Source organism: Saccharophagus sp. K07, from assembly GCF_014336955.1.
In the GTDB taxonomy this organism is placed as follows: Bacteria; Pseudomonadota; Gammaproteobacteria; order Pseudomonadales; family Cellvibrionaceae; genus UBA5868.
Genome location: NZ_QRAI01000001.1, coordinates 1,276,126 through 1,292,136, shown reverse-complemented (window position 1 = coordinate 1,292,136; position 16,011 = coordinate 1,276,126). Strand labels below are relative to the sequence as shown.

The 16,011-nt window shown below is 49.4% G+C and carries 14 protein-coding genes; 3 read left to right on the top strand and 11 right to left on the bottom strand.

Annotated features, from left to right (window positions below; genetic code table 11):
• Window positions 1-303: 303 nt before the first annotated feature.
• From DWB84_RS05585 to DWB84_RS05575, 3 genes are all read left to right on the top strand, one after another.
• A complete protein-coding gene (locus tag DWB84_RS05585; RefSeq protein WP_187408730.1) occupies window positions 304-735 on the top strand; it encodes a hypothetical protein in 432 nt (143 codons plus the stop codon).
• Window positions 736-1,007: 272 nt separating this feature from the next.
• Window positions 1,008-3,638, top strand: coding sequence for a response regulator (locus DWB84_RS05580; RefSeq protein WP_187408729.1), 2,631 nt, complete (start codon window positions 1,008-1,010; stop codon window positions 3,636-3,638).
• A 174-nt stretch (window positions 3,639-3,812) separates the two neighbouring features.
• Window positions 3,813-4,919, top strand: a complete 1,107-nt coding sequence (locus tag DWB84_RS05575; RefSeq protein ID WP_187408728.1) for a 6-phosphofructokinase — start codon at window positions 3,813-3,815, stop codon at window positions 4,917-4,919.
• Between the two features lie 34 nt (window positions 4,920-4,953).
• Here DWB84_RS05575 and DWB84_RS05570 read toward each other — a convergent pair whose 3' ends face one another.
• From DWB84_RS05570 to nagZ, 11 genes are all read right to left on the bottom strand, one after another.
• Window positions 4,954-6,369 (bottom strand): type VI secretion system contractile sheath domain-containing protein, encoded by a 1,416-nt coding sequence (locus DWB84_RS05570; protein ID WP_187408727.1) that lies wholly within the window; start codon window positions 6,367-6,369, stop codon window positions 4,954-4,956.
• Between the two features lie 20 nt (window positions 6,370-6,389).
• Window positions 6,390-7,196: an FHA domain-containing protein gene (locus DWB84_RS05565; protein WP_187408726.1), complete on the bottom strand. Its 807-nt coding sequence runs from the start codon at window positions 7,194-7,196 to the stop codon at window positions 6,390-6,392.
• Between the two features lie 182 nt (window positions 7,197-7,378).
• The gene (locus DWB84_RS05560; RefSeq protein WP_187408725.1) at window positions 7,379-7,729 is read right to left on the bottom strand and encodes a MerR family transcriptional regulator; all 351 of its coding nucleotides are present in this window, start codon (window positions 7,727-7,729) and stop codon (window positions 7,379-7,381) included.
• Complete coding sequence (gene ihfA / locus DWB84_RS05555) at window positions 7,704-8,015, bottom strand: integration host factor subunit alpha (protein ID WP_187408724.1); 312 nt, start codon at window positions 8,013-8,015, stop codon at window positions 7,704-7,706. The genes DWB84_RS05560 and ihfA overlap by 26 nt, the downstream gene beginning before the upstream one ends.
• Window positions 8,016-8,020: 5 nt before the next feature.
• Window positions 8,021-10,402 carry a phenylalanine--tRNA ligase subunit beta gene (pheT, locus tag DWB84_RS05550; RefSeq protein ID WP_187408723.1) on the bottom strand — a complete coding sequence of 794 codons (2,382 nt, stop codon included), beginning with the start codon at window positions 10,400-10,402 and terminating at the stop codon, window positions 8,021-8,023.
• Window positions 10,403-10,455: 53 nt separating this feature from the next.
• On the bottom strand, window positions 10,456-11,472 hold the full coding sequence (gene pheS, locus DWB84_RS05545) for a phenylalanine--tRNA ligase subunit alpha (RefSeq protein ID WP_187408722.1): 1,017 nt from the start codon (window positions 11,470-11,472) through the stop codon (window positions 10,456-10,458).
• Window positions 11,473-11,611: 139 nt separating this feature from the next.
• Window positions 11,612-11,971, bottom strand: a complete 360-nt coding sequence (rplT, locus tag DWB84_RS05540) for a 50S ribosomal protein L20 (protein ID WP_187408721.1) — start codon at window positions 11,969-11,971, stop codon at window positions 11,612-11,614.
• A gap of 37 nt (window positions 11,972-12,008) precedes the next feature.
• A complete protein-coding gene (gene rpmI, locus DWB84_RS05535; RefSeq protein WP_187408720.1) occupies window positions 12,009-12,203 on the bottom strand; it encodes a 50S ribosomal protein L35 in 195 nt (64 codons plus the stop codon).
• Window positions 12,204-12,274: 71 nt separating this feature from the next.
• On the bottom strand, window positions 12,275-12,775 hold the full coding sequence (gene infC / locus DWB84_RS05530; protein ID WP_187408719.1) for a translation initiation factor IF-3: 501 nt from the start codon (window positions 12,773-12,775) through the stop codon (window positions 12,275-12,277).
• Between the two features lie 86 nt (window positions 12,776-12,861).
• The gene (gene thrS, locus DWB84_RS05525; RefSeq protein ID WP_187408718.1) at window positions 12,862-14,781 is read right to left on the bottom strand and encodes a threonine--tRNA ligase; all 1,920 of its coding nucleotides are present in this window, start codon (window positions 14,779-14,781) and stop codon (window positions 12,862-12,864) included.
• Window positions 14,782-14,965: 184 nt separating this feature from the next.
• Window positions 14,966-16,003, bottom strand: a complete 1,038-nt coding sequence (gene nagZ / locus DWB84_RS05520; RefSeq protein WP_187408717.1) for a beta-N-acetylhexosaminidase — start codon at window positions 16,001-16,003, stop codon at window positions 14,966-14,968.
• Window positions 16,004-16,011 lie beyond the last annotated feature (8 nt).

The window sequence follows — 16,011 nt, the reverse complement described above, 5'->3', positions numbered from 1 at the left end:
TGGTATGCGTCATCTCATCCCTGCGTCCCTAATCCACATACGGATTCGCGCGCGACCAATCAATTTGAAGTCAGCGAAGAATTCGAGCAATTGATGCAAACGCTCCGTCCATTGACGACTTGTGTCGAAGATGAGCGGCGAAAGCGCCCCATTGAACAACCCGACAACCGGGCTGATCATGAAGGCGTGAGACTGAGGAATTTGAGGGCGGATGCCAGCAAGCCAGGCTGACTCAGAGCGCGGGAGCACAGAGGTAAAACGACAGCGCGGCAATCAAATCTCCCCTCATCTACTGATGATCGTATGAATCAAGAGGCAAACCGTGCCGCTATAACCAGTTCCTTTGGTAGTTGGTCCCGCTTTGAGATTAGCAGCGATCTTTGCAAACGCATCATTCGGCGCCAAAAAAATTTTGAAGGACGACTAGAGCGAGAGACTGGTGTTTTGCCGGTTACAAAGCGCGCACCAAAAAGCAGCAAAATTCAGATTTTCATGAAGAAAAAAGGAAGTGGCGAGGCACTTCCTTTTGAAGAGAACTCAATAGCACCTGATATGCTATTGGCTTCTGCGAACGTCAAAATGGTATTGCAGATTCAACCCAAGCAAGGTCAAACGATCCCCATTCAAGGCGGTGGTTTGAAAACTGGCGCCAAGCTTCAGATTACGATAAGCCGGGACGGTAAACTCACTCCCCAGACCCAGTCATCCCCATCTCGTTTAACCCATTCTCGCTGATCACCAATTTGCAGATCGTATCCCGCCGGAAGCCCACTTTTGCGTAGAACTCCTGCTCATGACGATTAACACGGCTCTATGCACCAGCGGGCAAGGACACTCAATAAATTTAGAGCAGATATCACTAATTGCCGGGATGTTGATCGTATGCCTCCGACACGGAACGAGTCACAAACGAAGCGGCTGAACAATGGCGCATAGGCTCTGCAGAGAATTGCAAGTGCCGCTTTGTTATACTCCACGCAACCTGGGAGCACGATTAAGGAAAGTCTATGATTCAAACCAGCACCCTTCAGGCTTTTGAAAATAAGTCAAATTTTGTAATTCGCCAGGGAGCCTCAACCGTAACCGCACTGATTCACCTCTCTCTTTTCTGGGGAAGTGACAATCTGTTGCTATGGATTTTTGCGACCTGCCATTTATTGTTCTACGCCTCGGTTCTTTATTATCTGCCCCCTCTTCGCCGCAACTCCTCCTATAACCTTCTAATTGATTCGACGCTTTACAGCTTTTGTCTTGGTATATGGGGTTACAACCTATTCTTGGCATCCGCGTATATTGCGTCGAACAGTATTGTCAATGCTGCGGCCGGAGGCCTGCCTGCTTTGAGGCGCAGTCTTGTATTTTTGGGTATCGGGGCTTTAGCGGGAGGACTGATCGCGGATTTTTATTATCGACCTTACCTGCCTATTTCCACCCAACTCATCACCGCCACAGGGTTGACGCTGTTTATGGCGGTTCTAGGAATGAAGATTTACAAAATCAATCGCCGCTTGCGCGCCATAAGAAACAGCCTGCGGGACCAGCGCGAGGAATTGCTTCATCTCAATACTCTGGCATTGGCGGTCAATGCCAATCTCGATGTGGACGTAATCATGCAAAGCGTGATGCAAACCATCGAGCAACTCTATCCGTTCGAAGCTTTGTACATTCTGTCATTTGATGAAACCGCTCAACGTTTGGAGGTTTTGGGGATTTACGGTTCATCCATTACTGAAGAGGAACACGCAGCTTTTCGCAGTTTGCGCTTCGATACGGCACGCGATCACAACAGTATTTTTGTTAAAACCTTGATCAAACGCAGAGCGGTTTATCTGCCTCATATAGACGAACACATGGTAAGTCAGGGAGACAAAATCGATTACGAGTTGTACCGGGTCAAACCCAGTGTGTCTCTGGCTTACTTTCCGATATTTGTAAAGGATAAGGTGGTTGCAGGCGCGGCGTTTATCAACTACGAGCGCCCATTTCAATTGAGTCAACGCGATATCGAGCGCATCCAGCAATTTCTCGTGCAAGTTGGCACCGCTGTACGTAACGCCACTCTCTTTAAGGAACTTGCTTTGGCAAAAGAGAATGCCGAAATTGCACGAAAAAAAGCGCAATCCTCGGAGGAAGCCAAAAGTCGCTTTCTCGCTAACATGAGCCACGAAATTAGGACCCCTCTGACAGCCATCATGGGTTATTCGGACGCTCTGACCGAAGAAGGCATTACCAACGAAGAACGCACCAGCTTTATCAGCCATATTTTACGCAACGGCAAACATCTTTTGAGCATGATCAACGATATCCTCGATATATCGAAAATCGAGGCACGAAAAATCGAAGTAGAACTCCTCAGATGTAATCTTTTGGAGATTTTGAGTGATATCGACTCCTATATGAAAATCAAAACACGGGAGAAAAATCTCGCCTACGATCTCTCTATCGCTTTCCCTATTCCACTACATCTGGTAACAGATCCCACTCGCCTCAAACAAATTCTGCTCAATCTATGCAACAACGCAGTTAAATTCACCGCACAAGGTAATATCACAATTAATGTACGTATGGCAGCGGAACACCAGCTGCAAATCTCAGTGTCTGACACCGGGATAGGAATAGATGAAAATGAAAAGAATCGGGTTTTTAACGCATTCGATCAGGCGGACACCTCCACTACCCGGTTGTTTGGAGGCACAGGCCTTGGTCTTTATATATCCAAAAATCTCGCTTTATTGTTAGGAGGCGACGTCACTTTTAATAGTAAAAAAGGTGCCGGCGCCACATTTACCCTCTCGCTTCCGCTAAGCACAGGAACTTCCGATTTCGTCCGCAGCCAAGACGACTTCCAAAAGTTGACAGATAAACTTTTAGAAGCGCAATCCTATAGCCGTATTATCAAAATCTCCGGCAAAGCCCTGGTTGCAGAAGACAATCAGGAAAATCAATGTTTAATCGAGCGGTTGCTCAAACAGGCTGGAATGGAAGTCGATGTTGTCGACAATGGCTTTAAAGCCGTGGAAGCCGCTACCCAAAAAGAATACACGTTGATTTTGATGGATATGCAGATGCCAACTATGAGCGGTCATCAAGCTGCACTTCTTATTCGGGAAAGAGGCATCACCACACCTATAGTGGCTTTTACCGCAAATGTGATGAAGCACCAAATTGATGAATACGAAAATTTGGGATTTGCTGGCGTCGTAGAGAAACCTATTGCCAGAGAAAAACTTTTTGCCACTCTTCGACGAATTGCAAAAGAAAAACCGCCAACCTCAACCTGCAGAGTTTTGATTGCTGACGATAATGAAGTCAACCAAATGATTTTATTTCGTTATGTCACCAAAGCGAATGAAAATGCCCAGATTTCCCTCGCCGCCAATGGAGAAATGGCTGTAGATCTCGTTAATCAGCATAAATTTGACTTGATTTTGATGGATATGGAAATGCCTATAACGGGGGGATTACTGGCCACCGAAAAAATCCGCGCACTCGGACACGATATGCCGATTTATATTGTCTCCGGCAATGTGAGTTTTGAAGACCGCGATCGTTGTTTTTCCGCTGGAGCTACCGGCCATATCGGCAAACCCCTCGACAAGGGGCAAATGTTGAATCTGCTCCGCAACCACCTGAACTGAGTGCTTCGCCTAGAATCAGCTAAACTTTAATTGCGCTTGATACTAAACAAAGGCAATGCAAGGCCAATGAAACATAATGGCCTTATCAGATGCCAAAGACGTATGTCTAGAGGCGAAAGTGATTCGTTAAACGATCGGCAACGATCAGATACTTATGAATACGGAGCGAACTTTATGCGCGTAGGAATTTTGACCGGTGGTGGCGATTGTTCCAGCCTGAATGCCGCCATACAAGGCGTCACCAAAACGCTGATCGAAACAGCAAAGGCCGAAGTGATCGGAATTCAGGACGGTTTTTTGGGATTGATTCAACGCCGTGTCAGACCGCTCGTCGCATCGGATTGTATCGGTCTGATCCAATCCGGCGGCACCATTCTGGGCACCTGCAATCGCTCTTCCCCCCTCAACTACAAAGGTCAGGATGTTTCTGACAGCGTCTTGGAGTTCTATCGCGAGCTAGATCTGGACTGCATAGTTGCGCTTGGTGGTGACGGCACCATGTCGTTGTGCCATGCGCTGTCGCAGAAAGGTATGAATTTCGTAGGAATTCCTAAAACCATTGATAACGACCTGATGCACACCGATCGCAGTTTCGGCTTCGACACCGCGGTCGGCATAGTTGCCGAAGCCATGGACCGCTTGCACACAACAGCCCGCAGTCACGGTCGGGTGATGATTGTAGAAACCATGGGACGATATGCAGGATGGATTGCTCTATACGGCGGTGTGGCTGGCGGTGCAGATATGATTCTCTTGCCCGAATTTCCGTATGAATTGGACGAGGTAATACGGGTGCTTAATGAGCGAGCCCAAACCCATCACTATTCAATGCTTGTTGTGGCTGAAGGTGCGGCACCTAAAGATGGGCAACTGGTAGTCGCCCAGAATATCGCAGATAGCCCTGACCCAATCCGCCTTGGTGGCATTGGCCATTTTCTGCAAAAGCAAATCGAACCGCATATTCCTATGGAAGTGCGCACAACTGTCCTCGGCCATGTACAACGCGGAGGCCAACCCAGCGCATTTGACCGAATTTTTGCCTCCAATCTGGGCTGCTACGCGGCTCGCCTGGTTATCCAAAAAGAATACGGCCGCATGGTAAGCGTCTTGAGCAATAGCCTGACGTCAGTAGCACTGGCTGATGTAGCTAATCGAACCAGAACCGTTACAAAAGACGATATGACGCTGCTCAGCGCCATTTATTCAGGAGTGAGCTTTGGTGTGCGCGATATCAGCAAGCTTTTGTATGAACCTGAAGCAGCTCATCCGCGTCTGCGCTGATATCTAAATTCGCTTAACGGCCTGATTACCTGAATCAGGCCTTCAAAGAGCGCCAGCGTTGAATCATTACGCGATTATTGGCGCGCACCGACTGCAATACTGTAAAACCTGAATTTTCCAAATCACTGACTTGCGACTCAGTCAGATAAGTTTCCGCACATGGCTTAATGGTTTCATCGCCAAAAGAATCGCGATAAATATGCAGCGGTAGATTATCGATAAAACTTGCACCGACTTGGGAAGCGCGATTTTGTAATAAACCGCATAACAGCAGGTAAGCGCCATTTCCCCACAGGTAGTATTCATGCGCCCCATTTTCAGGTAGCTCTTCAAACCGGAACTGCTCAGTCTGTGCGGTGGCTTTGCCATATGGCAAACGCAAAAGCACACGCGGTGCGGCGACAAACACTCGCTCAGCAAAGGTTTCCTGACGCAGCGAAGACCAGGCATCTGCCACCGCATCCGCCAAAACCACCTTTTCTCCAGCAGATGTTGTTTCCACACCACCTGCAATTTTTAAATCCGCTCCCGCAAGCAAAATTGCATCAGCTTTTTCTGCGAGCTGAGAAAAATATTTGAGAACCTGCAAACTTTCGCTGTTTGGCAGGAGTATCTCATCGACCAAAATCACATCGTAATTACCCTTCCCTGCCATTACCGCCTGTAGGTTTTGCCACAAATCTGTGGATTCAATATTTTCGCTTTCAAGAGCGCCCTGTCGAATTTCCTCGGATGTGACATCAAGAATGGATAAATGAACTGAGTGATCCAGGTCGAGTCGTCGCTGCAAAAAATCAAGACCGCGCCAACTTGCTTCCAGCTGCTGGAACGCCGCAGAGTGCATGATTTGCCGCATAACTTGGTTAACCGCAAAATCCACCGCAGTCACATATTCCGCCGCTTTTGGATGTTCCTTTGGCTGCACGTAAGGGGCTATGACTTGCTGAATCAATTGATCGGCAATTCCCGGCGTTCTGTCACTAAGGGTACCGGACAGCAGTGAATCCAGTAAATTTTCCGCTGATTTGGTTTCTGTAGGAGCGGCTAAGTGAGGTTGCTCAATAATGCCCTCTTGCCACAATTGACTAACCGCAGCGTCAAACTGAGAAGGAGACTGCAGCTGCTTTTTTAGATGGCGGAAGCGATTAAATAAAGCAGCGTTGTCGTAAAGATGGTCCGGATGCAGCTCGTCGAAACTTGCGAACTTCAGGGGTTCCTGAGAAAACGGAATGGCTATCGAAACGCCGAGACGAGCAAAAACCTCATCAAAACTGTCGGCATCAATTCGAAGATGTTTGCGGGCATGCAACGGTAATGAACGATCCGTTGCGCCAGAAAAATTGCCGATAATCAAAACTTTTAACGCTGGAGATTTTGCAGAGGATTGAATTTCTTGATGGCGATTTTCGCCAAACACCATCATCCCTGAACGCACACTAATGACCGCCACAAAAACTCCTTAGTTAATTGTTATAGAACTCGAAAAACCATTTTGATATTACCAATGGTCAAGGTATCGCCATTTTGAAAAATCGAACGCGTTACCTTTTTCCCATTGACCGACACACCATTGGTCGAATGATTATCCTGAATTTCCCAAAAGCCATTTTCCCAGCGAATCCAAGCGTGAAGATTCGAAACCGTCGGATCTTCTAAAACCACATCACACAACTGGCTGCGTCCCAGGCTCCACTCCCGATCCACTCCCATCGGCAATTTCAGCTCAATCAGGGTGTTTCTTTTAATCCCTGTTTTCACCAATAAAACAGCGGGGGTCAGGTTTGCATCCAGCGTTTTTTTACCGAGAACGCGCGCCATAAAAAGCGAATTGTCATCGATGGGTGGAGGCTCTGATACCGCGACTTCAGGCAAACTCACCATGCGAAAGAAGGCCGACTCAATCATCGTGTGGTTGGCACCATCCGCCAATCCCGCCATTTCATAGGATGCGGCCATTTCATACTCGACCTGGGCTTCGCCAAAATCGAGATCAATAAAAATAAATTTTTCATCCCCTATAGTGATGACATCCCCATGCTTGAGCCTGGTTGGGCCAGTAATTCGCATGGTATTGACGAAGGTACCGTTGGTGGAATCCAGGTCCTTCAAAATTACGGTGTCTGAATTGACCACCAAAACGGAAGCGTGATGACGGGAAAGGAGTCCGGAATCAATGCTGATGTCGCACTGAGCGCTGCGACCTATGAGAGTCGAAGACTTATCCAAAGGATAAGTTCGATCGTCGCCCAGACTTTTCAGGCGGTATTTTGTCTGCATTGAGGTTACCTAATGGGCTAGCTGGGTGTGAAAGGCCCGAAAACTATACAGGTAGGGTCTGCCCTGCATTGTTCATCAACCGCTTGGCAAAATGAATAGAAATTGGCGCCACATTCCCTTAGCGCAGAGGTAAATTAATGCGCGTCCATCTCCGAGTGCCTGCCACATCAATCCTTCCGGGGTCAGCCGCGTAGAATCTTCAGGATATCCTGTAATTCAGCAATGAGAGCATCAGTGTCCGGTTCTTGACGGCTTTCTACTTTGTTCTCGGAGTTCAATTGCTGTCGCGCACCGCCGATAGTGAAGCCCTGCTCATATAACAGCGAGCGGATGTGGCGGATGGTCAAAACATCTTGGCGCTGATAGTAGCGCCGGTTTCCCCGGCGCTTGACGGGCTTTAGCTGCGGGAACTCCTGTTCCCAATAACGCAATACATGGGGTTTTACCGCGCAGAGTTCGCTAACTTCACCAATGGTGAAATAACGCTTACCCGGAATAACCGGCAGCTCATTGTTGTGGCTTGCTTCCAACATAGGCTTCTACCCGCGCCCGCAATTTCTGTCCTGGCTTAAAAGTCACGACGCGTCGCGCCGTGATCGGAATTTCCTCCCCGGTCTTTGGATTTCGTCCTGGACGCTGCTTCTTATCCCGCAAGTCGAAATTGCCAAAACCCGAGAGCTTGACCATCTCATTGCTTTCCAACGCCTCGCGGATCTCATCAAAGAACGTTTCCACCAACTCCTTTGCCTCGCGCTTGTTAAAACCGAGGTCTTCGTAGAGTTTTTCCGCCAGATCGGCCTTCGTTAAAGACTCAGACATAGGATCTACCGTAGGTTTGCCCCAAACTCACGCTCCAGCCCCTGAACAACAGAAGCAATGGACGCATTAATTTCCTCATCTTTGAGCGTTCGGGAAGGATGTTGGAAAGTCAGGCTGAAAGCAAGACTTTTTCTTTTTGGATCAATACCTTCGCCGCTATAAACGTCAAACAGTTTCAACGCTTTTAGCATATCGCCCGCATTTTTTCGAATACTTCTCTCGAGATCTGCGACGGACAGCGCCTTATCTACCAATACAGCCAGGTCACGGGTAACCTCTGGGAACTTGGACAGAGGTTGGAAACGAGGTAGTTTCGCCTGGGCCACTGATCGCAAATCGAGTTCAAAAACATATGCACTCTTATTGAGATCCAGAGCCTTTTGTTTCACCGGATGGAGCGCGCCTATGTAACCTATATAAACATCTTCCGCGTACACCTTCGCGGCTTGACCAGGGTGCAGGAAACCACTGTCAGTCCAGGGTGCAAATCGAATGGACACACCACGCGCACTGGTCGCCAGCAGAGATTCCAAGTCCCCTTTCAGATCGAAAAAGTCCACATCCCGCTGCTTTTCCGCCCAACTTTGGCTTCTCACAGAACCGTAAACCAAAGCGGCCAAACGGTTGCTTTGCTGCACAGAATCCGCCGTGTCGCCCTCAAAAATCATTCCTGTTTCAAAGAGTCGAGCGGCAGTCTGTTGGCGATTGAGGTTGTACAGAAGAGTCTGCAGCAACCCGGGAACCAAAGACGTTCGCATAACCGACATATCCGCACTAATGGGATTTCGCAACAGGACTGCAGGCTGTTCGGAATAAAGCAGCGAATGAATCTTCGGATCAATAAAACTGTAACTTATCGCCTCCTGGTAACCCCTGCTGACCAAATGCTGTTTCACCGAAGACAGAGGAGTTGCAGTGTCACTATTGGGTGCCAAGCTTGTTTCAAAGGTCATAGGTCGAGTTGGCAACTTGTCATAGCCATACACCCGTCCAATTTCCTCCAGCAGGTCCTCCTCAATCGCTATGTCGAAACGATAAGTCGGGACTTTAAAACTCCACCCCAACTCGGATTCACCCACCAACATCAAACCCAAACGACTGAGCAAATCGACAACATTCACCTCTTCGCTCAGCCCCAGCCCACTGCGCAGTCTGGAGCGGCGCAATTGCACTACTCGCTCTGCGGGAATATGGGACTGACTTTTGACCTCAATAACCGGTCCAGGCTCGCCACCAACGATCTCCATCAGCAACTGAGTAGCGCGCTCGACGGCCAAGGTTTGCAATTGATGGTCCACACCCCTTTCAAAGCGATGAGACGAATCCGTATGCAATCCGTATGAACGGGCTTTACCTGCAATCACTTCTGGTGCAAAGAAAGCACTTTCCAGGAAGATGGATTGAGTAGCAGAATTCACACCACTCTCAGCCCCGCCCATAACTCCCGCTATTGCCAATACGCCACTTTTATCCGCAATAACAAGCGTATCCTCACGCAAAGCAACCGCCTGACCATTCAGTAATTTCAAGGATTCGTCAGCTTTTGCCATGCGGACTTCGATACCGCCCTGAAGGCGGTCGAGATCAAAAGCGTGCATCGGCTGCCCCAATTCGAGCATCACGTAATTGGTCACATCCACAACGGGATCGATGCTGCGCAGGCCGCTGCGACGCAATTTTTCCTGCAACCAAGTCGGAGTGAGTCGACTCAAATCCACACCTCGAACCACCCGCCCCACATAAACCGGGCACGCGGCTGGCGCTTCGACAGAAACTGGAAATTGGTCGTTGGATCGCGGAGCTACAGCGTTAATAACAGGCGCACTGACATCCGCTTGGTTCAAGGCTCCCACTTCGCGAGCCAAACCTCGAACACTCAGGCAATCTCCTCGATTGGGAGTCAAGTCGATTTCGATAACCGAATCGTCCAACTGCAAATATTTGCGCAGATCCTGGCCCACAGGAGCATCTGCAGGCAGTTCCCATAAACCGGAATCGTCATCGCCTATCTGAAGCTCTGTTTGAGAGCACAGCATGCCAAACGACTCGACGCCGCGCAGTTTGGCTTTCTTGATTTTGAAATCACCCGGAAGCTCGGCACCAATTGTGGCGAAGGGAATCTTGATTCCTGGGCGCGCGTTTGGAGCGCCGCATACTATTTGAAGCTCCCCATCTGGATGCCCCTTCACTTTGCATACACGCAATTTTTCCGCGTCCGGATGCGGCTCAGCGGAAATAATTTCCCCAACGATAACGCCAGAAAATGCGGCAGCGGCAGGTTCTACCGAATCAACTTCCAAACCCGCCATCGTCAGTTGTGCAACTAATTCCGTGGTACCTATTTCCGGTTTGACCCACTCTCTTAACCAGGCTTCGCTAATTTTCATAATCCGCTGTCATTCGAAATTCAAAGGTTGTCGATGCTGTGCCAGAACACGTTTTATTTAAACTGACGCAAAAAATTCAGATCGTTCTCAAAGAACAGGCGCAAATCATTTATGCCATAGCGCAGCATCGCCAGACGCTCCACACCCATACCAAACGCAAAACCGGTATAGACTTCTGGGTCTATACCACTCGAGCGCAACACATTCGGATGCACCATTCCACATCCCATGACTTCCAGCCAACCGGTGTTTTTACACACTCGACAACCGCTGCCACCACACTGGGTGCACTGAATATCCACTTCCGCTGAAGGCTCAGTAAAAGGGAAATAAGAAGGGCGAAAACGAACCGGTGCATCTGCTTCAAAAAAGGCTTTTAAAAACTGATCCACGGTTCCTTTCAAATCCGCAAAGCTGACATCTTTATTAACGACAAGCCCTTCTACCTGATGGAACATTGGAGTATGGGTCAAATCAGAATCGCAGCGATAAACCCGGCCGGGACAAACGATTCGAATAGGGGGCTCATTTGTCTCCATCGTCCTAACTTGCACGGGCGATGTGTGTGTGCGCAGCACATGGCGATCACCTGCATAGAAAGTGTCGTGCATGGCTCGCGCCGGGTGGTGCGCCGGAATATTCAGCGCTTCAAAATTATGGAAATCGTCCTCGATTTCAGGCCCCTCAGCTACGCTGTATCCAGCACTCTGAAAAATCGAGACTATGCGCGCCAAGGTTCTGCTAACCGGATGCAAACCGCCGACTTCTTCGGCACGCCCAGGAAGAGTGACATCCACTGACTGAGCGCTTAAACGCCGAGAAATTTCAATTTCTTCCAATTGCTGCTTTTTATCAGCCAGGGCATTTTGAATTTGCTCTTTGGCCAAATTAATTTTGGCACCCGCTTCAGGTCGCTCCTCCGGTGACAATTGGCCAAGGGATTTGAGCAGGCCCGTCAGGTGACCTTTTTTGCCGAGAAAGTCGACGCGAATCTGTTCAATCTGGTCCAGATTCTCGGCCTTTTCAATCAAGGCCAATGCGTCGTTAACTAAAGAAGATAAGTTCTCCATTTAAGGTTTCCCGATGAATCAAAACAATGCGGCAGTTTAGTGGATCACGTCCCTGAGCGATACAGTATCAGCAATCCCAAATAAAAAAGGGGAGAAGCAATGCGCTTCTCCCCCTCAAAGCTTTCAAAACAACAGCAAATTAAGCGGCCAGCGCTTGTTTCGCTGTGTTTACAATAACTGCGAATGCAGCTTTGTCATGAACAGCCAGATCAGCCAGAACTCGACGATCCAGAGCAACGTTCGCTTTCTTCAAGCCCGCGATCAGACGGCTATAGCTTAAACCTTCAGCGCGAGACTGAGCATTGATACGAGCAATCCAAAGCGCACGAAAATCACGCTTCTTAACTCGTCTGTCGCGATACGCGTATTGGCCAGCCTTGATGACAGCTTGCTTGGCAACTCGGAATACCCTGGAGCGCGCTCCGTAGTATCCTTTTGCTGCTTTCAATACTTTTTTGTGGGCTCTGCGCGCCGTTACACCACGTTTTACACGTGCCATAAGATTATCCTCTCAATTCGACTATTAATGACGCGACTCAGTTGGAGCGCAGCATACGTTTAACCAAAGGCAGGTCAGAACCGTTCAACGTGGAAGTACCACGCAACTGACGCTTACGCTTGGTTGTCATTTTGGTGAGGATGTGGCTTTTGAAAGCGCGCTTGTGCTTATAACCAGCGGCGGTCTTTTTAAACCGCTTAGCAGCACCACTGTGTACTTTAGCTTTTGGCATAGATAAATCTCCGCATTGTTGTGCATTTGCACAGGTTTTTTAGAAAACAGCAAGGCAGCTAAAAAGCCCGGCTATTTTTTCTTTTTCGGGGCAATCACCATTACGATCTGACGACCTTCCATTTTGGGCTGTTGTTCAACGATGCCCAAATCTTCAAGGTCTTTCTCGATACGCTTCATCATTTCCATACCAAGCTCTTGGTGAGCCAGTTCTCGGCCGCGAAACCGCAGCGATACTTTGGCTTTGTCCCCATTTTCCAGGAAACGTATCAGGTTGCGCAGTTTCACCTGATAGTCGCCCTCCTCCGTCCCTGGACGAAACTTCATTTCTTTAATCTGCTGCTGCTTCTGCTTTTTCTTGGCAGCAGCTTTGGATTTCTTCAGTTCGAAAAGGTGTTTGCCATAGTCCATCACCTTACAGACTATCGGCTCCGCTTCCACCGCTATGGCCACCAAATCCAGACTGGCCGCTCTTGCCGCCGCCAATGCCTCTTCGATGGATACTATGCCGACCTGTTGGCCGTCGGCGCCGATCAAGCGGACTTCTTTCGCTTGAATTTGATCATTGATCATGGCCTTCTTTGCGCGGGGGGCCTTTCCGTTATCTTTGTTAATAATAAAATGCTCCTCTAAAAATTAATAAACACCAGAGCGTGTCGTCAGTGAGTCGTGCGACCACGTTGAGCAACATCTTTGGAAAGAAGCTCACTGAACTCCGCCAGCGTCATGGAACCAAGGTCTTTCCCATCACGGGTGCGAACTGAAACAGTCCCCTTTTCCACTTCCTGATCACCTACGATGACCAAGTACGGCGTCCTCTGGATTGTGTGCTCGCGGATTTTAAAGCCGATCTTTTCATTTCTCAAGTCAGATACAGCTCGGAACCCCTTGTTTTTAAGGGAGTTCTCGACAGATCGAGCATAATCTGCCTGATTATCCGTAATATTCATCACCACCACTTGCTCAGGAGCGAGCCATGCAGGGAAGGCACCTTCGTAATGTTCGATCAAAATACCGATAAAACGCTCGAACGAACCGAGGATCGCGCGGTGCAGCATAACGGGCGTCTGACGCGATCCATCTTCCGCCACAAACTGGGCGTCCAGACGGGCTGGCATAGAAAAGTCCACCTGAATGGTTCCGCACTGCCAAACCCGGCCTATGCAATCCTTCAGCGAGAACTCGATTTTCGGACCGTAAAACGCACCCTCTCCCGGCAGCAACTCCCAAGCCAAGCCTTTCGCATCCAAAGCATCAGCCAATGCTTTCTCGGCTTTATCCCAGATTTCATCACTGCCTACGCGTTGTTCAGGGCGCGTGGAAATGCGGATTATGACATCGCTGAAACCGAAATCAGCATAGACGCTAAATAGCAAATCCGTGAAACGCGAAACCTCATCCTGAATCATCGATTCAGCACAGAAGATATGGGCATCATCCTGTGTAAAGCCTCTTACCCGCATAAGTCCTTGCAAAGTACCAGACGCTTCGTTGCGATGGCATGAACCAAATTCCGCCAGACGCAAAGGCAGATCGCGATAGCTCTTCAATCCCTGATTGAACACTTGGATATGGCAGGGGCAATTCATAGGTTTAACAGCATAGTCGCGCGACTCCGACTCCACCGTAAACATGTTGTTGCGAAACTTGTCCCAGTGCCCGGACTTTTCCCAAAGCGTGCGATCCACGATTTGCGGTGTTTTGATTTCTTTATAACCGTTCGCGCGCTGGATCTCGCGCATATAGTTTTCAATGATCGTGTACAGCATCCAACCGCGCGGATGCCAGAACACCATCCCCGGAGCCTCTTCCTGCATATGAAAGAGGTCGAACTTTTTACCCAGTTTGCGGTGATCCCGCTTTTCCGCTTCTTCCAAGCGATGCAGATAGGCAGCCAAATCTTTTTTATTGGCCCAGGCCGTACCGTACACCCGCTGCAACATTTCGTTCTTCGAGTCGCCACGCCAATAGGCGCCCGCCACTTTCATCAATTTGAAGTGACCCAATTTACCTGTGGACGGGACGTGCGGACCGCGGCAAAGATCTTCAAAGTCGCCCTGACGATACAAAGAAAGCTGCTCATCTGCGGGAATTGCCTGAATGATTTCAGCTTTATATGTCTCTCCGAGACCAAGGAAATAAGCCACCGCCTCGTCGCGCGGCAAAACGCGGCGTTGAACATCGATATTCTGCTGAACCAATTGGTTCATGCGCTCTTCGATCAGCGCGAGGTCTTCCGGCGTAAACGGGCGCTTATACGCAAAATCGTAGTAGAACCCATCCTCAATCACAGGGCCAATGGTGACCTGGGCCTCTGGAAACAGTTGCTTAACCGCTTGGGCAAGCAAGTGCGCAGTGGAGTGACGAATAACTTCGAGAGCTTCTGGCGACTTATCGGTAATGATAGAAACAGAAGCGTCCTTCTCGATGACAAAGCTCGCATCAACCATTTTGCCGTCGACAACACCGGCCAAGGTCGCCTTTGCCAGACCAGGACCTATCGACTGGGCCAATTCAAGCACAGTTAGAGGAGCATCGAAGCTTCGCTGGGAGCCATCAGGCAAGGTAATCAGAGGCATTCAAAACAGTCCTTACTCAGTGGTGACCCCTACCAAAGGCCACATGATGGGGAGGGAAAAGAAAAATAGTCGCGCAGTATATAGACAGCATCAGAGGATTGCCAGTCTTCGGGGCCAATCCTGATGCCGCGCAAACAATAGAAGTCTCGTTTGCTAACTCTGAACCAATCTGGTCAGAGCCACCTCACAGAAGCGTTTCTGCCAGAGCAACCGCTCTGCGCCATCTCTCCGCCTTTTGCAGGGTTGCCGGCGAACCGGAGGGAGTCGCTTTTTGGGCACACATAAGGGATAAACGATTATTCGCAGGATGAGCTACCGCGTTTAGCCGTTCAATTACTTCAATGGCTTTGGCAGGTTTATTACATACCAGCACCGCATCGCAACCTGCAGCGAGAGCAGCCTCAGCTCGATCACAATGATCTCCCATGACCGAGGCACCCTCCATCGACAAATCATCGCTAAAAATGATCCCCCCAAAACCCAGTTTGTGGCGGAGTATTTTCTGCAACCAAAATGAAGAAAAGCCGACGGGATTGGGGTCAACAGAAGCAAACAAGATATGAGCCGGCATGACTGCGCCAGCCAGAGGAAGAAGAGCGCGAAAAGGCCGCATATCCTCTTCCCAAACCTCTTCGAAAGATCGCTCGTCCACGGGCAACTCTTCATGGCTGTCTTCTTCAACAGCCCCATGCCCAGGGAAATGTTTGAGGGTCGCAGCCATACCGGCTTCGCCCATACCACCAATATAAGCCTTGGCTAGTTCGGCCACGATCGCAAAATCCGGGCTGAAAGCTCTGTCGCCAATCACGGAGCCAAATGCATCATCAGCATCTACCACTGGCGCAAAGCTGATATCCACGCCGCACTCTCTTACCTCCGACGCCATCAACCACCCCAATTCACGGGCAGTTTGTATTGCACGCTGCGAATCCTGCTCAAACAGGTCACCCACATCGCGCAATGCGGGCAAACGAGTAAATCCACTTTTGAAGCGCTGCACTCGCCCGCCCTCCTGATCCACAGCCAACAACAGATTAGGACGGACGGAGCGGACACACCCCACCAAATAACAGAGCTGCTCAGGAGACTCGAAGTTGCGGCTAAACAAAATCAACCCGCCGACTTGCGGGTGCTGAAGGACTTCAGCTTCTTCGGGTTGCAATTCTGTGCCCGCAATATCGAGCACTACAGGACCAAGCGGATAGTCGGAACGAGACGGCATATTTGAGG